Origin of the sequence: Collinsella sp. LCP21S3_C7 (genome assembly GCF_052118485.1) — a bacterium.
In the GTDB taxonomy this organism is placed as follows: Bacteria; Actinomycetota; Coriobacteriia; order Coriobacteriales; family Coriobacteriaceae; genus Collinsella.
The window spans coordinates 56,630-77,464 of the sequence record NZ_JBQKHC010000007.1 but is presented as its reverse complement, the minus strand read 5'-3'; the positions used below and the strand labels follow the sequence as shown (position 1 = coordinate 77,464).

The following is a 20,835-nucleotide window of genomic DNA, read 5'->3' as shown; positions in this document are numbered from 1 at the left end:
CCCCCCCCCCCCCCCCCCCCCCCCCCCCCCCCCCCCCCCCCCCCCCCCCCCCCCCCCCCCCCCCCCCCCCCCCCCCCCCCCCCCCCCCCCCCCCCCCCCCCCCCCCCCGGCGGGATAGACCGGTTTGGATGGGGCTTTGATGCATGGGTGGTCTGTTGGTGGGCAAATGGGTATCATAATGCGGTTACTGCATCGACTCCGTGATGCATGTTTGTACGTTCCCGGCGGTCGGTTTGCCAGAAGCGCCCCGTCGGTTGTTCCAGACCCGTTTCGAAGAAAGGAAACCGCACGAACCTATGGCAGCTAAAAAATCATCTCCCTTGAAGATCATTCCGCTCGGAGGCCTTGACGGCATCGGCAAGAATATGACGGTCTTCGAGTGCGGCGACGACATGGTGCTCGTCGACGCCGGCCTTATGTTCCCCGACGACTCCCAGCCCGGTATCGATTTGGTGCTTCCCGACTACACCTATGTTCTGGAGAACGAGGAGAAGCTCCGCGGCATCATCGTCACCCACGGCCACGAGGACCATACCGGTTCGCTTCCGTACCTGCTGCAGGACCTCAACAACAAGGTGCCCATCTTCTCGAGCAAGCTGACGCTTGGTTTCATCGAGGGCAAGCTTTCCGAGTTCCGCATCCGCGCGCCCAAGTTCCGCGAGGTCAAGGGCGGTAGCCATGTCAATCTTGGTGGCATTTCGCTCGACTTCTTCTCTATGACGCACTCAATTCCGGGCGCTTTGGGCGTATTCATTCGCACCAACCAGGGCACCGTTATGCACACGGGCGACTTTAAGCTCGACCAGACGCCCATCGATGGCGTCACGCCCGATTATGCCGCCATCAGTCGCTTTGCCAAGCAGGGCATCGACCTGTTGCTTTCCGACTCCACCAACGCCACGGTTCCGGGCTTTACCAAGTCCGAGGCCGAAGTCGGCCCCAACTTGCTGCACGCCATCAAGAATGCCCCGGGCCGCGTGTTCGTCGCGTCGTTCTCGAGCCATATCCATCGACTGCAGCAGATTTGCGACGCCGCCCGCAAGTGCGGCCGCAAGGTCGTCGTGACCGGACGTTCCATGCTCACCAACACCCGCGTGGCGCGCGAGCTGGGCTACCTCAACATCGACGATGCCGATATCATCGATGCCTTCGATATCGATAACCTGCCTGACGACAAGATTGTCGTCATGTGCACCGGCTCTCAGGGCGAGCCGCTGTCGGCGCTGTCCCGTATGGCCAACGGCGAGCACAAGACGCTCTCCATCCACGAGGGCGATACCGTCATCCTCTCGGCGACCCCTGTTCCCGGCAACGAGAAGGCCGTCCAGCAGGTCGTCAACAGCCTGGCCAAGCTTGGCTGCGACGTGTGGGACAAGAATCGCGCCCTCGTCCATGTCTCGGGTCACGGCAGCCAAGAGGAGCTCAAGCTTCTGATGGCCATGGCCAAGCCCACCTACTTTATGCCGGTTCACGGCGAGGCCGTGCACCTGCGTGCCCATGCCCAGCTTGCCCGTAAGATGGGTATTAAGGATGATCACATCTTTATCCTCGATAACGGCGACACGCTCGAGATGCGCGGTGGTATTGTCAAGCGCGGCACGCCCGTCGAGTCCGGCGTCGTCTACGTCGACGGCCTGCGCATCGGCGATACCGACCCCATCGTCCTGCGCGATCGTCAGAAGCTTGCCAATGACGGTATGGTCACAGCCGTCGCCATCGTCTCGCTCAAGCACAAGAAGATCGAGGCCATCGAGTTCTCGGGCCGTGGTGTTTCATTTGCCATCGACGATCAGTTCTCCGAGGATGCCTCCGCATCCATCATGAAGACAATCGAGAAGGGCAAGTTTAGCTTTACGAGCAGCGGCTCCGATGCCATTCGCAAGGCCGTGCGCGATTCGCTCTCCAACTTCATTTGGAGCCGTACGCGCACCCGTCCGATGATCATCCCGGTCGTCATGGAGGTTTAGTTTGGCGCGCGGATCTGCACAAAACGCCAAAGGCAATAAAGCCAACAACCAACCGGCATCTGCTAAGGGTGCCGGTTCCCATCTTCGTGCCAATAAGGGCCACGAGGCCGAGTTCGACGATGTTGAGCCCCTGGTCGAGCCTTCGGCCAACCGCGATATCGCCGGCGTGGTTATTGCCGTTTTGGCGATTGCGTCTTTCATTGCCGTGATTTCTCCGGCAACGGCACCCGTGACGGCAGTGGTTGCCGGTTTCTACCATCTTGGCTTTGGCCTGGGCGCCTACGTGCTGCCGATCGTCATTTTGCTGTTTGCCGCCACGCTCTTTTTGGGTGAGGACTCGCCGCTCAACATTCGCTCGGTCGCGGGTGGCGCCGTTGTCTTTATCGCCGTCGTCTCCATTCTTTCGTTGATGGTGCCGGGCACGAGCGATTCGTGCGACCTCATGTTTGTGCCGCAAAACCTGTCCGCCTCGGGCGGCTACATCGGTGCGTTTATTGCGAGTGCGCTGCAGAATGCCCTGGGTAAACCTATCGCGATGGTGGTCCTGTTGGGTTTGGCCGTCGTTGGCTTTGTCATCATCGGCTTTTCGGTGGGTGGCGTTTTGCGCTCTGCGCGCGATCGCGCTGCCGATTTTGCCGAGCGCCGTCGTGCCGATGTCAATGCGAGCCCGTGGGGCGACGAAGAGGCCCTGTCGGTTCCCGGCGTCGCCCGTCCGCACCTGAGCATTCTTCGTCAGAAGGGCTCCGATATGGCCGTGACCACGGTCATGGGCAATGATGCGGACCCTGTTCTGGACGATGACGACGAGGACGATGATCCGTTTGTCGACGTGTCCGAGGCCGTGGAGGCCGAGCGCGCCAAGACCACGCTGCTGCCGCGTCGCCATGCCAACAAGGGCAAGTCCGCGCCCAAGCTCAACACGAGTGAGCCCGACCCGTCTTGGTCCGATAGCGAAATCGAACTCACCGCGGGCGATGACGAGGATGACGAGTGTCCGCTCGATACCGCCAAGACAACTTTGCTGCCGCGTCGCCAAGACAGGCGAGGACAGGTCACCGGACAGCTTTCGATGGAAGACGACCCGGACAAGGTCGACGAGTCCGAGCCGCCGTTTGCCGTGAACCCCGTGTCTGCTGCCCCGCAGATCCCCGATTTCCTGAAGCACCCCAAGGTTGCCGACGCCTCCACCCCAACGGCTTCCGCTGCTCCTGTTGCAGCCGGCGATGGGGGAGCTGACGGCACTGCTGCCGATGTCGAGGGCGAGCAAGAGGATGGCCTCAAACTCCCGCCGCTCGAAATCCTGCACGCCAACCCGCAGTCGGCGTCCGCCGCGTCTTCTGACAAGGAGTTGGAGCAGACTGCCGAGTCGCTGCAGTCCACGTTGCTGGAGTTTGGCCGTAGCGCTCGCGTCGTCGGCTGGATTGCCGGTCCCACGGTGACGACCTTTAAGCTGCAGCCCGGCGAGGGCGAGCGCGTGAGCAAGATTTCGAGCCTCGAGGACGATATCGCGCTTTCGCTTGCCGCCCAGTCGGTGCGTATCTTTGCGCCGATTCCCGGTACCTCGCTTGTGGGTATCGAGATTCCCAATCGCAAGCGCCAGAACGTTAACCTGGGCGACGTGCTTCCCTATGTGAAGGGCGGTCCGCTCGAGCTGGCCATCGGCCGCGACGCAGAGGGTACGCCGGTTGTCGCCGACCTCGCCAAGATGCCCCACCTGCTTATTGCCGGTACCACCGGTTCCGGTAAGTCGGTCATGATCAACTCCATCATCACGACCCTGCTCATGCGCGCGCTTCCCGAGGACGTTCGCTTGATCATGGTCGACCCCAAGCGCGTTGAGCTTGCCGGCTATAACGGCCTGCCCCATCTCTATGTGCCCGTGGTGACCGAACCCAAGCAGGCTGCGAGTGCCTTGCAATGGGCTGTCTCCGAGATGGAGCGTCGCCTGAAGGTGTTCGAGCGCCTCAACGTTCGCAAGATCTCGACGTATAACGAAAAGCAGGCCGCCGGCGAGTTCGAACACTACGATAACCCGCCGCAAAAGATGCCCTATCTGGTCATTATCATCGACGAGCTATCGGACCTGATGATGGTTGCCGGCAAGGATGTCGAGGCCTCGATCGTTCGTATCGCCCAGCTGGGGCGTGCCGCCGGTATTCACCTTATCGTGGCTACGCAGCGCCCCAGCTCCAACGTGGTGACGGGCCTCATTAAGGCCAACATCACCAATCGTATCGCCTTTAACGTGGCCACGGGCATCGATTCCCGCGTCATTATCGACCAGATGGGCGCCGAAAAGCTCACCGGTTTGGGCGACATGCTGTTCTCCAAGGTCGACTGGGGCAAGCCCCGCCGTATCCAGGGCTGTTTTGTCTCCGATGACGAGATCAACGAGATCGTCGAGTTCGTTAAGTCGCAAAGCGAGCCCGACTACCACGAGGAGATTCTGTCTGCCGTGGCGCCTGCTTCCATGTCCACGGCTGGTGGCGGCATTGTTCGCACGGGCGTTGCCGAGCCGCAGGATGACGACCCGCTTATCTGGGAGGCCGCCCATATTGTGGTGGAATCGCAGCTGGGCTCCACATCTGGCCTGCAACGCCGCCTCAAGGTTGGCTATGCGCGCGCCGGGCGTATTATGGACATGCTGGAAGAAAAGGGCGTCGTCGGCCCGCCCGACGGTTCCAAGCCGCGCGAGGTCCTGCTGGATGACGAAGGGCTTGCCGCGCTGGAGTCTGTCGACGCCGAGATGGTACGTGAAGATCGTGAGTTTGGAGGATTCTGATGGCTGCACGCTTTGGTGACATGCTGCTCGAGCAGCGTCGCCGGATGGGCCTTTCCATCCAGCAGGTCGCCAACACCATCAAAATCAGGCCGCAGATCATCGAGTTTTTCGAGACTGGTAACTTTGCATCGATGCCCCCGCGTGGCTATGCGCAGGGCATGATTTCGAGCTACGCTCGCTTTTTGGGGCTTAACCCGCGCGAGGTCGTCAACGCTTATTTTGACGACCTCATGGCATATGAACGCGATACCTCGCAGCAGGGCGGTCGTTTTCAGGATGCTGCCGGCTACGTTAACTCGCGTTCTTCGGTCGATAACGGTCGTTTTTTGATGGTTCAGGGTGGTCGTACGACACGGTACGGCCAGCGCCCTCCGCAAGCGGGCTATATCACCGAGACGGGCTCCAGCGAGGAAATTCGTTCTCAGCGAGATCGTTTTCGCAGTACGCCCCTGCCAGATGACCGTGCGCTTCCCGCCGCTCGCGGGTTGAGTCGCGATCCTCGCGCCGGTTACGGCGACGGTGGATACTCCGGTCGTAGCTATCGCGGAGTACCCGCCGGGCGTTCCCGCGATGGCTATTCCGACGCCGATACCACGCAGGTGACGCCGCGCCTCCGTTCGCAATCCCAGCCCTATGGGCAGCGCTCTTCGGCGCCTCGCTCTGGCCAGCGCGGCTATCAGGGCCGTGGCGAGCTTGCGCCGCGTCCGGGCCGGCGGGGTTCGCAGCGCCAGAGTAGCTATCGTGGTCGTCCCGATAGCGGTCGCGGCCGCATACCGCAGGGTAATGGTCGTGGTAGCTCCAATCGCGGACGCGGCGTTGGGCGCGCCTCTCAATACAACACGATCGATCCGCGCATTATTTACGTCGGCATCGGTGCCGTGGTGCTACTGTTGATTTTGCTCATCGTGGTACTCCTGCGTGGTTGCGGCTCTGCTGCACCCGAGTCGACGTCCGAGACACCCGTGGCTACCAAGACGACGACTAAGAAATCTTCCAAGAAGACCGAATCCACTGACGAGGACGAAGACGCCGACGAGGCGACGGATGCGGCCAGTTCCGATGCCGCCAAGGCGACGGTCAAAACGGAAGAGGACGAGGTCACCAAGGTTAAGGTCTCTGTTGCCAAGGGCAAGACCGCCTGGATCGAGGTCAAGGTCGACGGTAAATCGGTCTATGGCGCTCAAGCGACCGGTCCTTTTGAGCAGGAGTACACGCCCGAGTCCTCGATTGAGATCACCACGTCCAAGCCCTCCGATGTCACGGTCACCAAGAATGGTGAAAAGGTTCGCTATGACACCAAGACATCGGGTGTGGCGCGCGTGACCATTACCGTTCCTAAGAAGGAGACCGCTGACTCTGCGAACGGCGATAATGCCGACGGTACCGATAATGCCGACGGCACCGATGCCCAGTCTACCGTCGGCACCGACACGGCATCCGACGGCCAGACAGTGAACGATTCAGATGACTATTCGTACGACAGCTACTAAGGCTCCCCGTACCGAAAGGAAGAACCATGGCTAAAGATTCCAGCTTTGACGTTGTGTCCGAGGTTAACATGCAGGAGGTCGATAACGCCTTCCAGCAGACCGCCCGCGAGATCTCCCAGCGCTATGACCTTAAAGACTCCGGCGCCACCATCGAGCTTTCGAAGGGCGACAAGCTCTTTACGATTAACGCTCCGGCCGATTTTGTCTCCAAGCAGATCATCGATGTTTTGAGCTCCAAGCTCATCAAGCGCGGTATCGACCTCAAGGCTGTCTCTTGGGACACCCCGCAGGCGGCTTCGGGTGGTACCGTGCGCGTGCTCGGTCGTATCGTCGAGGGCATCGACCAGGCGACCGCAAAGAAGATCAATAAAGACATCAAGGATCAAAAGCTTAAGGTCAAGGTGACCATCGAGGCCGATAAGCTGCGCGTTTCCTCGGCTTCTAAGGACGCTTTACAGACGGTGATTCAGTTCCTGCGCGACCAGGACTACGGCCAGCCGCTGCAGTTTACCAACTACCGCTAATTTACTCGAAAGGACCGCTCTCCAACATGGATACTCCGTTGGGTTCCGTACTCTATATCACGCTTGGCTGCGCCAAGAACGAGGTCGATACCGACCGCATGCGTTCGCTGCTGACCGCTGCGGGCTACGAGGAGGCATTCGATCCTCAGGATGCCGATATCGCCATTGTCAATACGTGCTCGTTTCTTACCTCGGCGACGTCTGAGAGCATCGAGACCACGCTCGAGCTCGCTAACGAGGTGCAGGACGGCGTTCGCTCCTGCCCCATTGTCATGTGCGGTTGCGTGCCGTCTCGTTACGGCGACGATCTGCCCGACGAGCTGCCCGAGGTCGCGGCATTTGTGAAGGCCGATGAGGAAGACGGTATCGTCTCTGTCATCGATGGCGTTCTTGGTGTGGAGCGTAAAATTGCTGCCTATATCCCGCAGGTCAAGCGTACCGTCGAGGGCGCTGTCGCCTACGTCAAGATCTCCGATGGCTGCAATCGTTTTTGCAGCTTCTGCATGATTCCCTACATTCGCGGTCGCTATCATTCGCGCAATGCCGAAAGCATTATCTCCGAGGTGCGCGACCTGGTTGCCGGCGGTGTGCGCGAGATCGTGCTGATCGGCCAGGACACGGGCATTTGGGGCACCGACTTTGCCGATGAGGACGCCGCTGAGGCTTCACCGCGCAATCTGGCTCAGCTGCTGCGCGCCGTCGCCGAGGCTGTACGCCCGCACAACGTCTGGGTTCGTGTGCTCTATCTGCAGCCCGAGGGCATGACCGACGAGCTTATCGAGACGATTCGCGATACGCCCGAGGTATTGCCCTATATCGATATCCCCGTGCAGCACTGCGACGCGCGCATCCTCAAGGCCATGCGTCGCTCCGGTTCGCGTCAGGAGCTCGAGGAACTGTTCCGCGATCTCCGTGATCGTATTCCCGGCATCGTGATTCGCTCCACGGCCATGGTCGGCTTTCCGACCGAGACCGACGACGAGTTCCGTGATCTTATCGACTTTATGGACACCGTCGGCTTTGACTATACGAGCGTCTTTGCCTACTCGCGGGAGGAGGGCAGCCTGGCCGCCAATATGGAGGGCCAGGTCGATGAGGAGGTCAAGCTCGAGCGCGCCCAGGAGGCCATGGATCTGGCCGAGTCGCTGGGTTTTGCCGCCACGGCAGCCCATGTGGGCGAGCGCGCCCAGGTAATCGTCGACGGTATCGAGGAGACCGAGGACGGCGCCGAGCTGATCGGTCATGCCTGGTTCCAGGCGCCCGATTCCGATGGCGCGGTGCATCTGGACGCCAGCGAGGCGTCCGTGGGCGATATTTTGACCGTCGAGTTTACCGATAGCTTCTGCTATGAGCTTATCGGCCATGTTGTGGAGTAGGAGAGCGTCGTGGCAAACGAGAGCAATAAGGAACTGACGAGCGTTTGGACGCCCGCCAACATCGTGACGTGCGTGCGCATCGTCTTTATTCCGGTGTTCATGATCGTCTCGGCCCTGTCTCACGGGGGCGTTGCCGGTACGGACTGGAGCACCTTCGACGGCCCGCTCGCCGCCGCTGCCTTCATTCTGTATGTGATCCTGTCGTGCACCGATAAGGTCGACGGCTATCTGGCGCGCTCACGCAACGAGATCACCGATTTCGGCAAGTTCTTGGACCCCATCGCCGACAAGTTGCTGGTGTTCTCGGCCTTGCTGTTGTTCTTGGATTTTGGTGCGGTGACCGTGTGGTCCGTGTTCATTATCCTGTTTCGCGAGCTGTTGGTGAGCGCACTTCGCATGGTCGCGAGTGCTGCCGGTGTGGTCGTTGCCGCCGATAAGCTCGGCAAGTACAAGACGGCGACCACGATGGTCTCCATCTGTGGCTATCTGTGCGTCTTTGCGATGGCCGGTCTTCAGCTGGGGCCGGCGTCGCTGCTGCTCGGTGTCTATTCGGTGTCGCGCTTCCTGTACGTCATCGCCGTCATTTTGACCATTATCTCGGGTGCCCAGTACTTCTGGAACTGCCGTAAGATCGTCTTTTCGGTCTAGGTCCTGGTGGGTATGACGGAGTCTTATTTGCAGATCGCCGCAAACAACGAGGAGCTGGCGCGCGATATTGTCGAGCGCGCGAGTGCCCGTGGCCTGACGGTGTCGACGGCGGAGTCGCTGACGGCGGGCATGATCGCCTCGACGATTGCCGATATCCCGGGTGCCTCGGCGGTGCTTCGTGGCGGTGCGGTGACCTACTGCGATGAGATCAAACATCGCGTGCTCGGCGTCGAGCGGGAAACGCTCGATCGGTTTAGCGCCGTGTCGCATCAGACGGCGCGTGAGATGGCCGCGGGCTCGCTGGACCTCTATCAGAGTGATGTCGCCGTGAGCGCAACGGGCTACGCTGGGCCCGGCGGCGGTACCGAGCAAGACCCCGCCGGCACGTTCTATATCGGCTGGGCGTATCGCGCGGCCGATGGGGGAGCGACGGTCGTTGAGTCTGGGCGCTGTCACTACGAGGGTGATCGGTCGTGCGTCCGCGCCTATGCGGTCGCTGAGGCTTTGGAGCGCATTGTCCGCGTGCTCAATTCCATGGAATAGACGTGTTTTAAGGGGCCTTAGGGCCCCTTAATTGTGGAGATAGGGACCTTTGGCAAGGAATGCGCTTGCGCTGGCACATGTCTTTAATTTGTACGAGCACTCGTATTTGCGATTGGCATGGTCAAGCGTTTGGTCGGCGTTTGGTCGGCGTTTGGTCGGGTTTTGGAATGGACGGGTGCATATGATGAACCTGAACGGTTGACCACGAACAGCCGTTCGTTTATCATCGATTCAGGTTGTTAAGAGGAGGGCTATTCATGGCCAAGAATTCAGGTCCCGTACGTACCGTTCATACGCGCACGACGGGTAAAGAGCGCGACGAGATGATCGCCACTACCAAGGCCGAGATCGAGAAGAAGTTCGGCCAGGGTTCTATTATGAGGTATGGCGACGGCGGTCCCGAGCTCGAGGTCGAGGCTATTCCGACGGGCTCTCTGGCGCTCGATGCCGCCTTGGGTATCGGCGGCGTGCCGCGCGGCCGTATCGTTGAGATTTATGGGCCCGAGTCCTCCGGTAAGACAACGCTTTCGCTCGAGATTCTTGCAGAGGCGCAGGCCATGGGCGGTGTCGTGGCTTTTATCGACGCTGAGCATGCACTTGATCCCACCTACGCCGCGCGCATCGGCGTCGATATCGACGAGGTGCTGATTTCCCAGCCCGATACGGGTGAACAGGCGCTCGAGATCGTTGACATGCTTGTGCGTTCCGGTGCCATCGACGCCATCGTCGTCGACTCTGTTGCCGCTTTGACTCCGCGTGCAGAAATCGAGGGCGAGATCGGTGACACGACGGTGGGTCTGCAGGCTCGCTTGATGAGTCAGGCGCTCCGCAAGCTCGCCGGCTCGCTTGCCAAGTCCAACACAACCTGCATCTTCATTAACCAATTGCGCGAGAAGATCGGCGTCATGTTCGGCAACCCCGAGACCACCACAGGCGGCCGCGCACTCAAGTTCTTCTCTTCCGTGCGTATCGATATTCGCAAAATCGATACCATCAAGCTCAAGGACGAGGTTATCGGCAATCGCGTACGTGCCAAGGTCGTTAAGAACAAGGTGGCTGCTCCGTTCCGCTCGGCCGAATTTGACATCATGTATGGCACCGGCATTTCTAAAGAGGGCTCGATTCTGGATATGGCTGTCGAGTGCGGCATATGCAAAAAGATGGGGTCTTGGTTTGCCTATGGTGAGGACAAACTCGGCAACGGTCGCGAGGCCGCTAAGACGTTCCTGCGCGAGCATCCCGATTGCGCCGACGAGATCGAGCACAAGGTTCGCCTTGCCTGCGGTCTTGAGTATGACGATGATGCCCCCTCCGAGGTTGAGTTGACCGATCAGCCCGCCCCCGAGGAGTTTGACGAGCTGTATGCCATCGATGGCTCCGCGATGCTCGACGATGACGACGAGTAACGGATGCCGACATGTCGTATACGGTGACCGAGGCTAGGGTCGTTTTTCCGGATAAGAAGACGGCCTCCTCGTTCTCGAGCGGTTATGCGTCTAAAAAGCCCTGTGCACATATCGATTGCGATCTGGAGGGCGGTTTTGAACGGTCCATTTGGATTCCCGTGCGTGTGGCACGTGTGTACGTTCAGAACCGTCTCGATCTTCCCTGCGACTGGGATGACTTTCGCGAGGCGGTGCAGCTTATCGAATGCAAATGTGCGCTCACCATGGTGACCGAGATGCTTTCGCGTCGCGATCATGCTACGGGCGAGGTGCGCGATAAGTTGGCGCGCTATGGCTTTCGTCAGCCCGCGATCGACTTTGCCGTCAATTGTGCCATCGAGTATCGTTTTTTAGATGAGAACCGCTTTTGCTCGTACTTTATCGAGGAGCGTAAGCGTCGTGGTTGGGGACAGCGCAAAATCGAGACTGAACTCAAGCGTCGCCATGTTGCACTTGATGAGATTCCAGGGTATCCCGAGGCTTATTTTGCCGAGGATGACGACTTGGCTCGCGCATCGGCTTTGCTCGCTAAGCGTCGCGTTCCCGAGGCACGTGCATTCGAAAAGCTCGTCAGATTTTTGATGGGCAAGGGCTTTTCCTATCACATTGCCGCGGATGCCGTTAAGGCGCGCCTCGATGCCTTAAACGAGAAATGCGACGTTTAAGCATGCGCACGTTACGCTCCTGCCGTTCACCGCTCGATAGGCGCCGTGCTGGGTGCGTTAATTTGACAGTTGTTGCGGTTCAACGTAGGATAATTACTGTCATTTGCATTGTGATATGTGCTCATCTGCGATGAGTTTGTTTATATGTTTATCTGTATCCGACCCGCATAAGCTGCGCCCATATTACTCAAATGTCGCGAGCCGTTCGTATGGACGGTTCGCTTTGTTGTGTAACGAATCCATAAAAAGGAGTGAGCATGCCGCCTATCATTGCAGCGCTCGTTGGCATTGTTTTGGGTGCCATCGTCGCCATTGCCTACATGCGCACCGCCAAGCAGGGTAGTCTTCACGAGGCCGAAGAAAAGATTCAGTCGGCACACGCGCAGGCAGAGTCCCTGATCGGTGATGCTAAGCGTCAGGCCGAGACCCTCAAAAAAGAGGCTCTGCTCGAGGCTAAGGAAGAGATCATCAAGAACAAACAGGCCGCCGAGGCCGAGGACAAGCAGCGTAAGAGCGAGATTCGCGCGCTCGAAAATCGCGTGATGCAGCGCGAGGAATCGCTCGACCGACGCAACGATGCGCTCGATAAGCGCGAGCATCAGCTGTCCAGCCAGGCCGGCCAGGTCGAGAAGCGCTCTCGCGAACTTGAGGAGCTTTGCGCCAAGCAGACCTCCGAGCTCGAGCGTATTGCCGACCTTACGCGCGAGGATGCTCACAAGGAGCTGCTCGATAAGGTCCGCGGCGAGGTTACCCATGAGGCGGCCACCATCATCCGTGAGTCCGAGCAACAGGTCCGCGCCGAGTGCCACAAGACCGCTCAGGAGATTCTCTCCCTGGCGATCCAGCGCTGTGCCGCCGACCATACCGCCGAGGTCACCGTCACGTCCGTTCATATTCCCTCCGATGATCTTAAGGGCCGCATCATCGGTCGCGAGGGTCGTAACATCCGTACTTTCGAGCAGGTTTCCGGCGTCAACCTTGTGATCGACGACACCCCCGAGACTGTCGTGCTTTCGAGCTTTGATCCGGTCCGTCGTGAGACCGCCCGCGTGGCGCTCGAGAACCTCATTGCCGACGGTCGTATTCACCCCGCCCGCATCGAGGAGATGTACCACAAGGCCGCTGACTTGGTTCAGCAGCGTGTGCTCGAAGCCGGCGAGCAGGCCGCCTTCGATACCGGAATCCACGACCTGCATCCCGAGATCGTCAAAACCCTGGGCGCTCTGCGCTACCGCACCTCGTTTGGTCAGAACGTGCTACAGCACTCGCTTGAGGTCTCCGACCTGTGCGGCATCATGGCCTCCGAGCTTGGTCTGGATGTTGTGACCGCCAAGCGCGCGGGTCTTCTGCATGACCTGGGCAAGGCCATCGACCACGACGTTGAGGGTCCGCATGCTGTGATTGGTGCCGAGCTTGCCCGCCGTTATGGCGAGAAGCCCGTTATCGTCCACGCAATCGAGGCCCATCATGCCGATGTCGACCCCAACACGGTGCTCGACGTTCTGGTCCAGGCTGCCGATGCTGTTTCCGCTTCTCGTCCCGGCGCCCGTCGCGAGTCGGCCGAGAGCTACATCAAGCGCCTTGAGAAGCTCGAGGAGATTGCCAACTCTCATGACGGCGTCGAGCGTACCTATGCTATGCAGGCCGGTCGCGAGGTTCATGTCATGGTTCAGCCGGACAAGATTTCCGATGCCCAGTCCACGGTGCTTGCGCACGATATCGCCCATCAGATCGAGGAAGAGATGGAGTATCCCGGTCAGGTGCGCGTTGTCGTGATTCGCGAGAGCCGTGCCGTCGATATCGCTAAATAACATGAACGACGCGAACGAGCTCATCTCATTTATCGCGTCGATGTCGGGGGAGGGCAACCTTCGCGTCGAGGAAAACCTTGGCGAGGGGTATGTCCGCCTCCGCGTTTCGGAGGCCGAGCGCCGTCAAGCCAAGCATGACATTCAGCATGTAGAGGACATTGTCATCGAGATGCTGCGTAATGCTCGCGATGCCGGAGCCGATAAGGTCTATCTAGCCACGACCAAGGAGGAGGGTGTTCGTACCCTCCTCTTCCTGGATAACGGTTCGGGTGTGCCGCAGGATATGCAGGAGCGTATCTTCGATGCCCGTGTCACCTCCAAGCTCGAGAGCATGAAGATGGACCGTTGGGGTGTTCACGGTCGTGGTATGGCGCTGTTCTCTATCAAGCAGAACACCGATGAGGCACGCGTTGTTACATCGGGCGTCGATTTGGGCTCAGCGTTTAAGGTGTGTGTTGATACCGATCGCTTGGCTGAGCGCGCCGACCAGTCGAGCTGGCCTCAGGCGGTTAAAGACGAAGACGGCCGCTATGTATGCGCTCGCGGTCCTCACAACATCATTCGCGCAGCCTGCGAGTTTGCCCTTGAGGAGCTGCGCGACTGCGACGTGTATCTGGGCTCTCCGTCCGAGATCGCGGCGACCCTGTATGCCCAGGCTTCCAGTCGTCTCGATACGTCTCGCCTGCTCTTTATCGATGACGAGTGTGAGCTTCCGGTTATCGATCGTTTAGGTCTCGCTTCGGATGCCGAGGACTTTATCCGGATTTGCTCCGGGCTGGGTCTCGAGATGTCCGAGCGTACTGCCCACCGTATTCTTTCGGGACAGATTAAGCCCGTTCGCGGTGTGTGCGCGCGTCTGCTGCGCGAGCGCGATTCCACCTCGCAATTGCCGGCTCCAGTCGATCTTGCCAAGGACCGTCGAGGCCTCCGCATTGCCAAGGATGACATGGCGCAGTTTTCGCGTGCTGTCGAGCGCGACTTCAATGATCTCGCCGCCCGGTATTACCTCAATCTGTGCGGCGACCCTAAGATTCGCGTTTCACGTGATCGCATCACCGTGACGTTCGATCTTGCCAAAGAGGAGTAGCATCTTTACCGAGTCCGCTCGGTACGATACAGTTATTGCAGTTAAAACGTACTTTTAAACGCAGGAGTTTCTTCATGGATTGCCTGAAGGTATCAAGCAAATCATCGCCCGCGTCCGTTGCCGGCGCCATTGCCGGTATGGTCAAAGATGGCGTTCCCGTCAACATTCAGTGCGTCGGTGCCGGCGCCGTCAACCAGGCCATAAAGGCCGTTGCCATTGCGCGAGGTTTTCTGATTCCGACTGGCTTTGATGTCTCTTGTGCGCCGGTGTTCTCTGACATCCTCATTAACGGGGAGTCTCGCACGGCAATCCGTCTCTCTATCTACGTTCACCAGATTAATCGGGCTGCTATGGACAATGTCGTCATGGACGACGTTAAGCCTGTTGCGTAAGCGAGTTTTCGCACATTTGTAGCACCTTTGTGCCCCGTCGATATCATCGTTAGGATGTAAGCTCATGGACCAGCGTTTCGTACGCGATATTCTTGCCGGTAAAACCTATTTTATCCGCACATTCGGCTGCCAGATGAATCAGCACGACTCCGAGCGCGTGAGCGGTTTGCTCGATTCCTATGGCTGTCTTATGGCGCTCGATCCGGAGCATGCCGATATTGTCGTATTCATGACGTGCTGTGTGCGCGAGGCTGCCGATACGCGCCTGTACGGTCAGTGCAATTCCTGCAAGAGTCTTCCTCCTTCTCCTTCGGGCAAGCGTGTGGTCGCCGTGGGTGGCTGCATCGCTCAGCGCGATGGCGAGGGCCTGCTCACCAACGTCGATAACGTCAACGTTATTTTTGGTACGCATTCGATTGCGCACGTGGCGGAGCTTATCGCCGAGGCGTTTATGGATGGCAAGCGCCATATCCGCACGAATGAGCATGAAGATACGGACGCCATGAGTATGCCGTGGCATCGCGAGACGCAGTATCATGCATGGGTGCCCATCATGACGGGCTGCAACAACTTCTGTACGTACTGCATCGTGCCGTACGTCCGTGGTCGCGAGAAGAGCCGCCCCTTCGAGGAGATTGTCGACGAGGTGACGGGTCTGGTGCGTCAGGGTGTGCGCGAGATTACGCTGCTGGGACAAAACGTTAACTCCTACGGTCGCGATCTCTTTGGCAAGCCGCGCTTTGCCGACCTGTTGCGCGCCGTGGGTGATACGGGCGTCGAACGTATCTTCTTTACTTCTTCGCACCCCAAGGATTTGCTTCCCGAGACCATCGATGCTATGGCCGAGACGCCTGCCGTTATGCCGCAGCTTCACCTAGCCGTTCAGTCGGGTTCCACGCGTATCCTTAAAGAGATGAATCGTCGGTACACGCGCGAGGATTATCTGGGCCTGGTCGATCGCATTCGTAACCGTATGCCCGAAATTGCGCTTTCGACCGACATCATCGTGGGCTTCCCGGGCGAGACCGAGCAAGACTTTGAGCAGACGCTCTCGCTTGCCGAGACGGTGCGCTATGCCCAGGCCTACACGTTTATTTACTCCAAGCGCGCCGGTACCCCGGCAGCTGAGATCTATGATCCCACCCCGCATGAGGTTATCCTTGAGCGCTTTAACCGTCTGGTCAAGGTTATCGAGACGACGGCATACGAGTATAACCAGGGCGAGCTTCACACCGTGGTGCCTGCGCTTATTGAGGGCACGAGCAAGAAAAACGACGCTGTCCTTCTTGGTAAAAGTCCTAAGAACCAGACAGTGCATGCGCCGATTCCCGCTGGCTATAGCATCGATCAGCTTATCGGCAAAATCGTCGACGTCGATGTGGATGTCGCCAAGACGTGGTATCTGTCTGGCTCCGTTGTGGGTGAGCCTCGCTAATGGTTTCCCCCGGCACAAACCTTTCTGCCGTAGCGATCGTCGGTCCGACGGCGGTCGGCAAGAGTGATGTTGCCGACCGACTGGCTGCTCGTCTGTCGTCTGAAGTGTTATCGTGTGACGCGATGCAAATCTATCGCGGTATGGATATCGGTACGGCCAAGATGATGCCCGAGGAGTGCTCGGTGCCTCTGCGCCTTGTCGATATCGTGGACCCGGGCGTCGCGTATTCTGCTGCGCTCTATCAGTCTGATGCCCGGGCGCATATCGAGCGTTTGCTTTGTGAGCAACGGCTTCCGGTCTTTTGCGGCGGCACGGGCTTGTATCTTAAGGCTGCACTCGATGAAATGGATTTTCCTTCGGGAGAGCTCGAGGACGAACGCCGCGCGGGTTATCAGGAGCTTGCCGAGCGTATTGGCGAGAAAGCTATGCATGCCCTGCTTGCCGAGCGTGATCCGGAATCGGCTGCCGTGATTCATCCCCATAACGTGCGCCGCGTGATCCGTGCGCTCGAGATGCACGATGACGGTGTGTCGTATGCCCAGCAGAAGTCCAAATTCAGCGTTCCACGTGAGCGTTATCATGCCTTGTGGTTTGGTCTGACGCGTAGCCGTGAAGTGCTGTATGAGCGCATTAACCTGCGTGTCGACCTTATGTTTGAGCAGGGGCTGGTTGATGAGGTCCGTGGCCTTATGGACCAGGGCCTGGGTGATGCACTCACGTCGATGCAGGCAATCGGTTACAAAGAGATTATTGATGCCTTGCGAGGCGCTATTACCATGGATGAGGCCCGCGAGCTTATCAAAATGCGCTCACGTCGCTATGCCAAGCGCCAACTTTCCTGGTTTAAGCGTGACGATCGCATCGTGTGGTTCGATATGGATGAGTTTACGATCGATGAGGTCGTCGATGATATCTACCGTCGTATCGAGGCTGCCTAATGGCGCGTTTTCCCTTGGTTCCCACGGCGCCTGAACCTGAGCGTGCCGTCTTGGTTGGTGTTGAGTTGCGCGATAACGCCTGGCCGCTCGACCGTTCGCTCGACGAGCTCGAGCGCTTGGCTCACACTGCTGGAGCCCAATGCGTGGCACGCTTGTCTCAGCGTCTGGTTAAACCTTATCCCAAATCGTTTATCGGCTCCGGTAAGGTCGAGGAGCTATGCGGTTTGGTGCATCGTATGGATGCGGATGTTGTAATCTTCGACGACGACTTGACTCCTTCACAGCAGTCCTATCTTGAGAAAGCCGTGGGCGAACCGGTCAAGATTATTGACCGTACGGCGTTGATTTTGGATATCTTTGGCCTGCATGCTCAGACGCGTGAGGGTCGCTTACAGGTGCAGCTGGCTCAGTTGCAGTATCTGCTGCCCCGTCTGCGAGGTATGTGGAGCCACCTTGCTAAGGAACAGACGCGTGGCGGCATTGGATCGCGTTTTGGCCAGGGCGAAAGCCAGCTCGAGGTCGACCGTCGCCTGATTCGCGATAAGATCGCAGCTCTTCGACGCGAATTGAAACAGGTTGAACAACGTCGTGATGTGCAATCGAAAAGCCGTATTGAATCGCCGGCGTTTCGCGTAGCGTTGGCTGGCTACACCAATGCCGGTAAGTCGACGTTGCTTAATCGATTGACGGGATCCACGGTACTTTCGCAGGATAAGCTGTTTGCCACGCTCGATCCTACGACGCGTTCGTATCGTTTACCCGGTGGCCGTGGCATGACGATCACTGATACCGTTGGCTTTATTCAAAAGCTGCCCCATGGCCTGGTCGACGCGTTTAAATCTACGCTTTCCGAGGTGCTCGGCGCCGATTTGGTTCTTAAAGTTGTGGATGCTTCCGATGAGGATTACGAGCGTCAGCTTGAGGCGGTTGATCGTGTCCTTGACGAGATTGGTGCCGGTGAGCGCCTGACGCTTACCGTGTTCAATAAAATCGATCTGCTCGATAGCGTCGACCGCTTGAGCTTTCGCCGGCGCTATCCCGAGGCGGTATTGTTCTCGGCTCAGACGGGTGAGGGCCTTGATGACTTAGTCGACCGCATCGCTCGTGAGGCGGCCGCTACGGACGTGTTGCTCTCGGCCGATATCCCGTATCGAGAGGGCGCGTTAATCACGCTCGTGCACGAACAGGGAACCCTTCTGCACGAGGAATACCTCGAGGACGGCGTTCGTATTGTGGCAAAGCTTCCAGCCCGTATCGCACCGCGTCTCGAGCGTTATCGAACAGAGTAAATCAGCTCCAGTACACCCAAGATAACCGGTTGATGAAGCAGGTAGAACGGCAGCGCATGGCGCCCGAGACTTGCGAGCGCCGGGATGGGATTCGCATAGGCCCATCCCGGCGCCTCATAGTTTGCTTCCTGAGTCGTGTGGGCGGCAAAGAAGCCTGCAAGGTACATAAATAAGAATGGTATGACTGGATAGTAATCACCAGAGACAAAGTCTGGACTTGGGAAACCCAGCCAAGCTAAATAGGGGATAGGATAAACCGTTTTAGGAATGCTCCAGGTAAGGGTAAAAAGTGTGAGGCAAATTGCTATACCCCATACCGACGGCACTTTAACGATCACCGGACGCGCGAGCGCGACAATGGCGGTGCAGGCCGCCATGCAGAACATGATGCCGAAGTTCACCGAGTCATCGACTGAGACGAGCGTCGTCGCGACCCATACGACAAAAGCGGCAGCGGCATATTTGACGGCACGCTTGATGTTGTTGCGCGAGAGGGTGCACATCCAGCCGGCAATAAACAAAAATACCCAACTGATGCTGGCACGCCAGATGTCTTGGAAGATGGTCTGAGTAAACCAGGGCATATCCCAACCATAAAGATAGGCAAGATCGTAGCAAGCATGAAATCCTGCCATCGACAGCATGGTAAATCCGCGAATGGTATCAAAGACCGTGATGCGGTTTTGCATTACGAGAACCGGCGCATCAATCCAACAACCTTGCCCAGGATCGTCGGATTTGTCGCATAGATGGGCTCCATGGTGTCGTTTTCGGGCTGCAAGCGAACTCGTCCCTGCTCCTTGTAGAACGTTTTGACCGTTGCGGAGCCATCGATCATGGCCACAACGATCTCGCCATTCATGGCGCTCTTCTGTTCGCGAACGATGATATAGTCGCCGTTAAGGATACCGACGTTAATCATCGAATTGCCGTGGACCTCGAGGATAAAAGACCCCTGGTCCGTTGCGATCTCGGTCGGGATGGTAAAGGTGTCCTCGATATTCTGCTCGGCAAGGATGGGGATCCCCGCGGCGACACGGCCCACGAGGGGTAGCGATACGGTTCCGCGGGGTGCCGTGGGTTCATCGGACTTTGAGATGGAGACGGAGGCTCCGTCCTCGTCAAAGAGCTCTAGGGCACGAGGCTTGGTGGCGTCACGTTTGAGCAGGCCGCGTGCTTCCAGTGCGGAGAGATGTGCATGTACGGTGCTAGGGGAGGAAAGACCCACAGCCGAAGCCATCTCACGCACGCTGGGCGGATAGCCCTTTTCCTGCTGATACTCCTTGATGAAGTCGTAAATCTGCTGCTGTCGCTTGGTAATTTTGCGAGCCATCAGGGATTCCTCTCTACCTAACCCAAACAAATGTTCTATGTTTGCTTGACAGGAACAACTGTTCGAAGATAATAATAACCGAACACTCGTTCCCGCGCTAGACTTTTTTGTCCTCGCGGCTTGATAAAACAGTTCTCGTCAAAAAACGCGAGAGGAGAACATGATGAATGCAACGGATATGGTCCAGGGAAACCTCGCCCTTAAGCTCGAGACGCCTGCGGCGCCGGCTTTCACGGTTGTCAAAGGCGGCCGATCTGGTTTTCAAACACTGCCTGGCAAGTCCGTCCGAAGCCAGTGCGTCGCCACGACTTCGGCCCCCGTTGCTCTGAAGGCCTCGACGATTGTCGCCCTGGCCGTTGCGCTCACGCTCTTCTTTGTACTTGCTACCTCGATCTTCAGCGCTCGTCACGCCGCATATGCCGAGTCGGCATCTAACGTTACCTATGAGAACGTCCGTGTTCAGTCTGGCGATTCCTTGTGGTCGCTTGCTCAGGAGCATTCCGTTGACGGTCTTTCTACGCAGGAGACTTCTGACATAATTCGCAGTGTCAATCATCTGGAGCATGGGTCACTCGATGCGGGTGACGTTCTTAAAGTTCCTGCGCGTTCGTAAGATTTAAACTCCGGCACATGGTACCCTTGTTATCGTTTTGGAGGAGGTACCATGCGCTGTCCCAGATGCGGCAATGCACATACCCGTGTTGTCGATTCCCGTATGCAGGAATCTAATAACACCATTAAACGCCGTCGTGAATGTTGTTCGTGCAACTATCGCTTCACAACATTCGAGCGATGCGAAGACCCCATCGAGGTCATCAAATCTGACGGGTCAAGGCAGCGGTTCGATCGCAATAAGCTGCTGGTCGGCTTAATGCGCGCTACGATTAAGCGCGACATCGACACGAAAAAGCTCAATGAGCTCATCGATGACATCGAGGTGGAGCTGCGTTCCCGTACGCTGACGGCTGTTACGTCCCACGACCTGGGCGACATGGTGCTTAAGCGCCTGGCCAAGATCGACAAGGTGGCCTACATTCGCTTTGCCTCGGTCTATCGCGATTTCAAAGACATCGATGAGTTTTTGCAAGAGCTCGACAAGCTAAGGTGATT

Annotated in this window: 19 protein-coding genes; 17 read left to right on the top strand and 2 right to left on the bottom strand. The window is 58.2% G+C overall.

Annotated elements, in window-relative coordinates; translation table 11 throughout:
* The first annotated feature begins 296 nt into the window (after positions 1–296).
* The 15 genes from ACTQ1E_RS04535 (at position 297) to hflX (ending at position 18,392) form a co-directional block, all read left to right on the top strand.
* A complete protein-coding gene (locus ACTQ1E_RS04535) occupies positions 297–1,967 on the top strand; it encodes a ribonuclease J (protein WP_117654800.1) in 1,671 nt (556 codons plus the stop codon).
* Between the two features lies 1 nt (position 1,968).
* Positions 1,969–4,749 carry a DNA translocase FtsK 4TM domain-containing protein gene (locus ACTQ1E_RS04530; RefSeq protein ID WP_441565008.1) on the top strand — a complete coding sequence of 927 codons (2,781 nt, stop codon included), beginning with the start codon at positions 1,969–1,971 and terminating at the stop codon, positions 4,747–4,749.
* Positions 4,749–6,239: a RodZ domain-containing protein gene (locus tag ACTQ1E_RS04525; RefSeq protein WP_441565006.1), complete on the top strand. Its 1,491-nt coding sequence runs from the start codon at positions 4,749–4,751 to the stop codon at positions 6,237–6,239. The genes ACTQ1E_RS04530 and ACTQ1E_RS04525 overlap by 1 nt, the downstream gene beginning before the upstream one ends.
* 26 nt (positions 6,240–6,265) lie before the next feature.
* Positions 6,266–6,763 (top strand): YajQ family cyclic di-GMP-binding protein, encoded by a 498-nt coding sequence (locus ACTQ1E_RS04520; protein ID WP_441565004.1) that lies wholly within the window; start codon positions 6,266–6,268, stop codon positions 6,761–6,763.
* A 26-nt stretch (positions 6,764–6,789) separates the two neighbouring features.
* A complete protein-coding gene (gene rimO / locus ACTQ1E_RS04515) occupies positions 6,790–8,139 on the top strand; it encodes a 30S ribosomal protein S12 methylthiotransferase RimO (RefSeq protein WP_441055662.1) in 1,350 nt (449 codons plus the stop codon).
* A gap of 99 nt (positions 8,140–8,238) precedes the next feature.
* Positions 8,239–8,787 carry a CDP-diacylglycerol--glycerol-3-phosphate 3-phosphatidyltransferase gene (gene pgsA, locus ACTQ1E_RS04510; RefSeq protein ID WP_427793554.1) on the top strand — a complete coding sequence of 183 codons (549 nt, stop codon included), beginning with the start codon at positions 8,239–8,241 and terminating at the stop codon, positions 8,785–8,787.
* A gap of 27 nt (positions 8,788–8,814) precedes the next feature.
* Positions 8,815–9,330 carry a CinA family protein gene (locus ACTQ1E_RS04505; protein WP_441565002.1) on the top strand — a complete coding sequence of 172 codons (516 nt, stop codon included), beginning with the start codon at positions 8,815–8,817 and terminating at the stop codon, positions 9,328–9,330.
* Between the two features lie 257 nt (positions 9,331–9,587).
* Positions 9,588–10,736, top strand: coding sequence for a recombinase RecA (recA, locus tag ACTQ1E_RS04500; protein WP_154516331.1), 1,149 nt, complete (start codon positions 9,588–9,590; stop codon positions 10,734–10,736).
* A gap of 11 nt (positions 10,737–10,747) precedes the next feature.
* Positions 10,748–11,440 (top strand): regulatory protein RecX, encoded by a 693-nt coding sequence (locus ACTQ1E_RS04495; protein ID WP_441565000.1) that lies wholly within the window; start codon positions 10,748–10,750, stop codon positions 11,438–11,440.
* 257 nt (positions 11,441–11,697) lie between these two features.
* The gene (gene rny / locus ACTQ1E_RS04490; RefSeq protein ID WP_154516337.1) at positions 11,698–13,251 is read left to right on the top strand and encodes a ribonuclease Y; all 1,554 of its coding nucleotides are present in this window, start codon (positions 11,698–11,700) and stop codon (positions 13,249–13,251) included.
* Position 13,252: 1 nt separating this feature from the next.
* Positions 13,253–14,338, top strand: coding sequence for an ATP-binding protein (locus tag ACTQ1E_RS04485; RefSeq protein WP_427795683.1), 1,086 nt, complete (start codon positions 13,253–13,255; stop codon positions 14,336–14,338).
* Between the two features lie 74 nt (positions 14,339–14,412).
* Positions 14,413–14,730, top strand: a complete 318-nt coding sequence (locus ACTQ1E_RS04480) for a stage V sporulation protein S (protein ID WP_118079896.1) — start codon at positions 14,413–14,415, stop codon at positions 14,728–14,730.
* Between the two features lie 64 nt (positions 14,731–14,794).
* Complete coding sequence (gene miaB / locus ACTQ1E_RS04475; protein WP_441067716.1) at positions 14,795–16,165, top strand: tRNA (N6-isopentenyl adenosine(37)-C2)-methylthiotransferase MiaB; 1,371 nt, start codon at positions 14,795–14,797, stop codon at positions 16,163–16,165.
* Positions 16,165–17,103, top strand: coding sequence for a tRNA (adenosine(37)-N6)-dimethylallyltransferase MiaA (gene miaA / locus ACTQ1E_RS04470; RefSeq protein ID WP_441564998.1), 939 nt, complete (start codon positions 16,165–16,167; stop codon positions 17,101–17,103). The genes miaB and miaA overlap by 1 nt, the downstream gene beginning before the upstream one ends.
* A complete protein-coding gene (hflX, locus tag ACTQ1E_RS04465) occupies positions 17,103–18,392 on the top strand; it encodes a GTPase HflX (RefSeq protein WP_441564996.1) in 1,290 nt (429 codons plus the stop codon). The genes miaA and hflX overlap by 1 nt, the downstream gene beginning before the upstream one ends.
* On the opposite strand, the gene ACTQ1E_RS04460 is transcribed toward hflX, so the two are convergent.
* Together ACTQ1E_RS04460 and lexA are read right to left on the bottom strand one after the other, a co-directional pair.
* Complete coding sequence (locus tag ACTQ1E_RS04460; RefSeq protein ID WP_427748033.1) at positions 18,377–19,081, bottom strand: heparan-alpha-glucosaminide N-acetyltransferase; 705 nt, start codon at positions 19,079–19,081, stop codon at positions 18,377–18,379. The genes hflX and ACTQ1E_RS04460 overlap by 16 nt on opposite strands.
* Entirely contained in the window at positions 19,081–19,725 is a 645-nt protein-coding gene (lexA, locus tag ACTQ1E_RS04455) for a transcriptional repressor LexA (protein ID WP_427717464.1), read from the bottom strand. Before lexA ends, ACTQ1E_RS04460 begins: the two co-directional genes overlap by 1 nt.
* Positions 19,726–19,888: 163 nt before the next feature.
* Between lexA and ACTQ1E_RS04450 the strand changes: the two genes are divergently transcribed.
* Together ACTQ1E_RS04450 and nrdR are read left to right on the top strand one after the other, a co-directional pair.
* Positions 19,889–20,338, top strand: coding sequence for a LysM peptidoglycan-binding domain-containing protein (locus ACTQ1E_RS04450; protein WP_441564994.1), 450 nt, complete (start codon positions 19,889–19,891; stop codon positions 20,336–20,338).
* Between the two features lie 51 nt (positions 20,339–20,389).
* Positions 20,390–20,833 carry a transcriptional regulator NrdR gene (gene nrdR, locus ACTQ1E_RS04445; RefSeq protein ID WP_427717459.1) on the top strand — a complete coding sequence of 148 codons (444 nt, stop codon included), beginning with the start codon at positions 20,390–20,392 and terminating at the stop codon, positions 20,831–20,833.
* Positions 20,834–20,835 lie beyond the last annotated feature (2 nt).

What these genes read in the sequence shown, in the direction of transcription:
- ACTQ1E_RS04535 (WP_117654800.1), top strand. Translation starts at nt 297, where the DNA reads ATGGCAGCTAAAAAATCATCTCCCTTGAAGATCATTCCGCTCGGAGGC.
- ACTQ1E_RS04525 (WP_441565006.1), top strand. Translation starts at nt 4,749, where the DNA reads ATGGCTGCACGCTTTGGTGACATGCTGCTCGAGCAGCGTCGCCGGATG.
- ACTQ1E_RS04520 (WP_441565004.1), top strand. Translation starts at nt 6,266, where the DNA reads ATGGCTAAAGATTCCAGCTTTGACGTTGTGTCCGAGGTTAACATGCAG.
- rimO (WP_441055662.1), top strand. Translation starts at nt 6,790, where the DNA reads ATGGATACTCCGTTGGGTTCCGTACTCTATATCACGCTTGGCTGCGCC.
- pgsA (WP_427793554.1), top strand. Translation starts at nt 8,239, where the DNA reads ATGATCGTCTCGGCCCTGTCTCACGGGGGCGTTGCCGGTACGGACTGG.
- recA (WP_154516331.1), top strand. Translation starts at nt 9,588, where the DNA reads ATGGCCAAGAATTCAGGTCCCGTACGTACCGTTCATACGCGCACGACG.
- ACTQ1E_RS04495 (WP_441565000.1), top strand. Translation starts at nt 10,748, where the DNA reads ATGTCGTATACGGTGACCGAGGCTAGGGTCGTTTTTCCGGATAAGAAG.
- rny (WP_154516337.1), top strand. Translation starts at nt 11,698, where the DNA reads ATGCCGCCTATCATTGCAGCGCTCGTTGGCATTGTTTTGGGTGCCATC.
- ACTQ1E_RS04485 (WP_427795683.1), top strand. Translation starts at nt 13,253, where the DNA reads ATGAACGACGCGAACGAGCTCATCTCATTTATCGCGTCGATGTCGGGG.
- ACTQ1E_RS04480 (WP_118079896.1), top strand. Translation starts at nt 14,413, where the DNA reads ATGGATTGCCTGAAGGTATCAAGCAAATCATCGCCCGCGTCCGTTGCC.
- miaB (WP_441067716.1), top strand. Translation starts at nt 14,795, where the DNA reads ATGGACCAGCGTTTCGTACGCGATATTCTTGCCGGTAAAACCTATTTT.
- miaA (WP_441564998.1), top strand. Translation starts at nt 16,165, where the DNA reads ATGGTTTCCCCCGGCACAAACCTTTCTGCCGTAGCGATCGTCGGTCCG.
- hflX (WP_441564996.1), top strand. Translation starts at nt 17,103, where the DNA reads ATGGCGCGTTTTCCCTTGGTTCCCACGGCGCCTGAACCTGAGCGTGCC.
- ACTQ1E_RS04460 (WP_427748033.1), bottom strand. Translation starts at nt 19,081, where the DNA reads ATGCAAAACCGCATCACGGTCTTTGATACCATTCGCGGATTTACCATG.
- lexA (WP_427717464.1), bottom strand. Translation starts at nt 19,725, where the DNA reads ATGGCTCGCAAAATTACCAAGCGACAGCAGCAGATTTACGACTTCATC.
- ACTQ1E_RS04450 (WP_441564994.1), top strand. Translation starts at nt 19,889, where the DNA reads ATGAATGCAACGGATATGGTCCAGGGAAACCTCGCCCTTAAGCTCGAG.
- nrdR (WP_427717459.1), top strand. Translation starts at nt 20,390, where the DNA reads ATGCGCTGTCCCAGATGCGGCAATGCACATACCCGTGTTGTCGATTCC.